This window comes from Streptococcus peroris ATCC 700780 (assembly GCF_000187585.1).
Classification (GTDB): Bacteria; Bacillota; Bacilli; order Lactobacillales; family Streptococcaceae; genus Streptococcus; species Streptococcus peroris.
In genome coordinates this window covers 1-5,258 of record NZ_GL732464.1, presented here as the reverse complement: position 1 = coordinate 5,258, position 5,258 = coordinate 1, and the positions used below count along the sequence as shown (strand labels likewise).

Here is a 5,258-nt window from a genome sequence, read left to right as displayed (position 1 = left end):
AAAACCAGTTGACAAGATTCTAAAAGTGGGTATAATAGAAAGAGTCTAAAAGCTCAAGGTCCGTTGGTCAAGGGGTTAAGACACCGCCTTTTCACGGCGGTAACACGGGTTCGAATCCCGTACGGACTATGAGTGTATTGCGGTTAAGTTAATGGGAATAAAAAAGTTAAAAAAACCTGTTGACAGAGGAAAGTGACTGTGATATACTAATATAGTTGTCGCTCAAGGTAGAATGAGAGGCAAAGACCTTTGAAAACTGAACAAGACGAACCAATGTGCAGGGCACTATAACGGAAGTTATAGTACTGAACAATGAAAAAAACAATAAATCTGTCAGTGACAGAATGAGTTTAAGACAAACCATTATTTTAATGAGAGTTTGATCCTGGCTCAGGATGAACGCTGGCGGCGTGCCTAATACATGCAAGTAGAACGCTGAAGGAGGAGCTTGCTTCTCTGGATGAGTTGCGAACGGGTGAGTAACGCGTAGGTAACCTGCCTGGTAGCGGGGGATAACTATTGGAAACGATAGCTAATACCGCATAAGAGCAGTTGTTGCATGACAGCTGTTTAAAAGGTGCAATTGCACCACTACCAGATGGACCTGCGTTGTATTAGCTAGTTGGTGAGGTAACGGCTCACCAAGGCGACGATACATAGCCGACCTGAGAGGGTGATCGGCCACACTGGGACTGAGACACGGCCCAGACTCCTACGGGAGGCAGCAGTAGGGAATCTTCGGCAATGGGGGCAACCCTGACCGAGCAACGCCGCGTGAGTGAAGAAGGTTTTCGGATCGTAAAGCTCTGTTGTAAGAGAAGAACGAGTGTGAGAGTGGAAAGTTCACGCTGTGACGGTATCTTACCAGAAAGGGACGGCTAACTACGTGCCAGCAGCCGCGGTAATACGTAGGTCCCGAGCGTTATCCGGATTTATTGGGCGTAAAGCGAGCGCAGGCGGTTAGATAAGTCTGAAGTTAAAGGCTGTGGCTTAACCATAGTACGCTTTGGAAACTGTTTAACTTGAGTGCAAGAGGGGAGAGTGGAATTCCATGTGTAGCGGTGAAATGCGTAGATATATGGAGGAACACCGGTGGCGAAAGCGGCTCTCTGGCTTGTAACTGACGCTGAGGCTCGAAAGCGTGGGGAGCAAACAGGATTAGATACCCTGGTAGTCCACGCCGTAAACGATGAGTGCTAGGTGTTAGACCCTTTCCGGGGTTTAGTGCCGCAGCTAACGCATTAAGCACTCCGCCTGGGGAGTACGACCGCAAGGTTGAAACTCAAAGGAATTGACGGGGGCCCGCACAAGCGGTGGAGCATGTGGTTTAATTCGAAGCAACGCGAAGAACCTTACCAGGTCTTGACATCCCGATGCCATTTCTAGAGATAGGAAGTTACTTCGGTACATCGGTGACAGGTGGTGCATGGTTGTCGTCAGCTCGTGTCGTGAGATGTTGGGTTAAGTCCCGCAACGAGCGCAACCCCTATTGTTAGTTGCCATCATTCAGTTGGGCACTCTAGCGAGACTGCCGGTAATAAACCGGAGGAAGGTGGGGATGACGTCAAATCATCATGCCCCTTATGACCTGGGCTACACACGTGCTACAATGGCTGGTACAACGAGTCGCGAGTCGGTGACGGCAAGCTAATCTCTTAAAGCCAGTCTCAGTTCGGATTGTAGGCTGCAACTCGCCTACATGAAGTCGGAATCGCTAGTAATCGCGGATCAGCACGCCGCGGTGAATACGTTCCCGGGCCTTGTACACACCGCCCGTCACACCACGAGAGTTTGTAACACCCGAAGTCGGTGAGGTAACCATTTGGAGCCAGCCGCCTAAGGTGGGATAGATGATTGGGGTGAAGTCGTAACAAGGTAGCCGTATCGGAAGGTGCGGCTGGATCACCTCCTTTCTAAGGATAAGGAACCCTGTACGTTGGTCTTGTTTAGTCTTGAGAGGTCTTGTGGGGCCTTAGCTCAGCTGGGAGAGCGCCTGCTTTGCACGCAGGAGGTCAGCGGTTCGATCCCGCTAGGCTCCATTGGTGAGAGATCACCAAGTCATGCACATTGAAAATTGAATATCTATATCAAATAGTAACAAGAAAATAAACCGAAAACGCTGTAGTATTAATAAGAGTTTATGACTGAAAGGTCAAAAAAGTAAGGTTAAGTTAATAAGGGCGCACGGTGGATGCCTTGGCACTAGGAGCCGAAGAAGGACGTGACAAACGACGATATGCCTTGGGTAGCTGTAAGTAAGCGATGATCCAGGGATTTCCGAATGGGGGAACCCAACAGGTACTACCTGTTACCCATATCTGTTAAGGATATGAGGAGGAAGACGCAGTGAACTGAAACATCTAAGTAGCTGCAGGAAGAGAAAGCAAAAGCGATTGCCTTAGTAGCGGCGAGCGAAACGGCAGGAGGGCAAACCGAAGAGTTTACTCTTCGGGGTTGTAGGACTGCAATGTGGACACAAAGATTATAGAAGAATGGCATGGGAAGGTCAGCCAAAGAGAGTGAGAGCCTCGTATTTAAAATAGTCTTTGTACCTAGCAGTATCCTGAGTACGGCGGGACACGAGAAATCCCGTCGGAATCTGGGAGGACCATCTCCCAACCCTAAATACTCCCTAGTGACCGATAGTGAACCAGTACCGTGAGGGAAAGGTGAAAAGCACCCCGGGAGGGGAGTGAAATAGAACCTGAAACCGTGTGCCTACAACAAGTTCGAGCCCGTTCATGGGTGAGAGCGTGCCTTTTGTAGAATGAACCGGCGAGTTACGATATGATGCGAGGTTAAGTTGAAGAGACGGAGCCGTAGGGAAACCGAGTCTGAATAGGGCGCTTTAGTATTATGTCGTAGACCCGAAACCATGTGACCTACCCATGAGCAGGTTGAAGGTGCGGTAAGACGCACTGGAGGACCGAACCAGGGCACGTTGAAAAGTGCTTGGATGACTTGTGGGTAGCGGAGAAATTCCAAACGAACTTGGAGATAGCTGGTTCTCTCCGAAATAGCTTTAGGGCTAGCGTCGACATCAAGATTCTTGGAGGTAGAGCACTGTTTGGGTGAGGGGTCCATCCCGGATTACCAATCTCAGATAAACTCCGAATGCCAAAGAATTATGGTCGGCAGTCAGACTGCGAGTGCTAAGATCCGTAGTCGAAAGGGAAACAGCCCAGACCACCAGCTAAGGTCCCAAAATAATTGTTAAGTGGAAAAGGATGTGGGGTTGCACAGACAACTAGGATGTTAGCTTAGAAGCAGCTATTCATTCAAAGAGTGCGTAATAGCTCACTAGTCGAGTGACCCTGCGCCGAAAATGTACCGGGGCTAAAACAATTTACCGAAGCTGTGGATACCTTTATGGTATGGTAGGAGAGCGTTCTATGTGTGGAGAAGGTGTACCGTGAGGAGCGCTGGAACGCATAGAAGTGAGAATGCCGGTATGAGTAGCGAAAGACAGGTGAGAATCCTGTCCACCGTAAGACTAAGGTTTCCAGGGGAAGGCTCGTCCGCCCTGGGTTAGTCGGGACCTAAGGAGAGACCGAAAGGTGTATCCGATGGACAACAGGTTGATATTCCTGTACTAGAGTATGTAGTGATGGAGGGACGCAGTAGGCTAACTAAAGCAGACGATTGGAAGTGTCTGTCTAAGCAGTGAGGTGTGAATTGAGTCAAATGCTTAATTCTATAACATTGAGCTGTGATGGGGAGCGAAGTTTAGTAGCGAAGTTAGTGATGTCACACTGCCAAGAAAAGCTTCTAGCGTTAAACATACTCTACCCGTACCGCAAACCGACACAGGTAGTCGAGGCGAGTAGCCTCAGGTGAGCGAGAGAACTCTCGTTAAGGAACTCGGCAAAATGACCCCGTAACTTCGGGAGAAGGGGTGCTGACTTTCAGTCAGCCGCAGTGAATAGGCCCAAGCAACTGTTTATCAAAAACACAGCTCTCTGCTAAATCGTAAGATGATGTATAGGGGGTGACGCCTGCCCGGTGCTGGAAGGTTAAGAGGAGTGCTTAGAGGTAACTCGAAGGTATGAATTGAAGCCCCAGTAAACGGCGGCCGTAACTATAACGGTCCTAAGGTAGCGAAATTCCTTGTCGGGTAAGTTCCGACCCGCACGAAAGGCGTAATGATTTGGGCACTGTCTCAACGAGAGACTCGGTGAAATTTTAGTACCTGTGAAGATGCAGGTTACCCGCGACAGGACGGAAAGACCCCATGGAGCTTTACTGCAGTTTGATATTGAGTGTCTGTACCACATGTACAGGATAGGTAGGAGTCTATGAGATCGGGACGCCAGTTTCGAAGGAGACGTTGTTGGGATACTACCCTTGTGTTATGGCCACTCTAACCCGGATAGGTGATCCCTATCGGAGACAGTGTCTGACGGGCAGTTTGACTGGGGCGGTCGCCTCCTAAAAGGTAACGGAGGCGCCCAAAGGTTCCCTCAGAATGGTTGGAAATCATTCGCAGAGTGTAAAGGTATAAGGGAGCTTGACTGCGAGAGCTACAACTCGAGCAGGGACGAAAGTCGGGCTTAGTGATCCGGTGGTTCCGCATGGAAGGGCCATCGCTCAACGGATAAAAGCTACCCTGGGGATAACAGGCTTATCTCCCCCAAGAGTTCACATCGACGGGGAGGTTTGGCACCTCGATGTCGGCTCGTCGCATCCTGGGGCTGTAGTCGGTCCCAAGGGTTGGGCTGTTCGCCCATTAAAGCGGCACGCGAGCTGGGTTCAGAACGTCGTGAGACAGTTCGGTCCCTATCCGTCGCGGGCGTAGGAAATTTGAGAGGATCTGCTCCTAGTACGAGAGGACCAGAGTGGACTTACCGCTGGTGTACCAGTTGTCTTGCCAAAGGCATCGCTGGGTAGCTATGTAGGGAAGGGATAAACGCTGAAAGCATCTAAGTGTGAAACCCACCTCAAGATGAGATTTCCCATGATTTTATATCAGTAAGAGCCCTGAGAGATGATCAGGTAGATAGGTTAGAAGTGGAAGTTGTGTGAGCAATGGAGCGGACTAATACTAATAGCTCGAGGACTTATCCAAAGTAACTGAGAATACGAAGCGAAGGTTTTCTTGGGATTTGAATAGATATTCAATTTTGAGTTTGTATGACTCAGAGTTAAGTGACGATAGCCTAGGAGATACACCTGTACCCATGCCGAACACAGAAGTTAAGCCCTAGAACGCCGGAAGTAGTTGGGGGTTGCCCCCTGTGAGATATGGAAGTCGCTTAGCT

At 49.5% G+C, this 5,258-nt stretch carries 2 tRNA genes and 3 rRNA genes; all 5 read left to right on the top strand.

The window, feature by feature from the left end:
- Window positions 1-57 precede the first annotated feature (57 nt).
- Window positions 58-129: transfer RNA gene (locus HMPREF9180_RS09925), tRNA-Glu, on the top strand.
- A gap of 238 nt (window positions 130-367) precedes the next feature.
- Window positions 368-1,913: ribosomal RNA gene (locus HMPREF9180_RS09920) — 16S ribosomal RNA — on the top strand.
- 53 nt (window positions 1,914-1,966) lie between these two features.
- Window positions 1,967-2,039: transfer RNA gene (locus HMPREF9180_RS09915), tRNA-Ala, on the top strand.
- Between the two features lie 125 nt (window positions 2,040-2,164).
- Window positions 2,165-5,065, top strand: a 23S ribosomal RNA gene (locus tag HMPREF9180_RS09910).
- Window positions 5,066-5,141: 76 nt separating this feature from the next.
- Window positions 5,142-5,257: ribosomal RNA gene (gene rrf / locus HMPREF9180_RS09905) — 5S ribosomal RNA — on the top strand.
- Together the 16S, 23S and 5S rRNA genes with 2 tRNA genes alongside form the textbook arrangement of a ribosomal RNA operon.
- Window position 5,258: the final 1 nt, after the last annotated feature.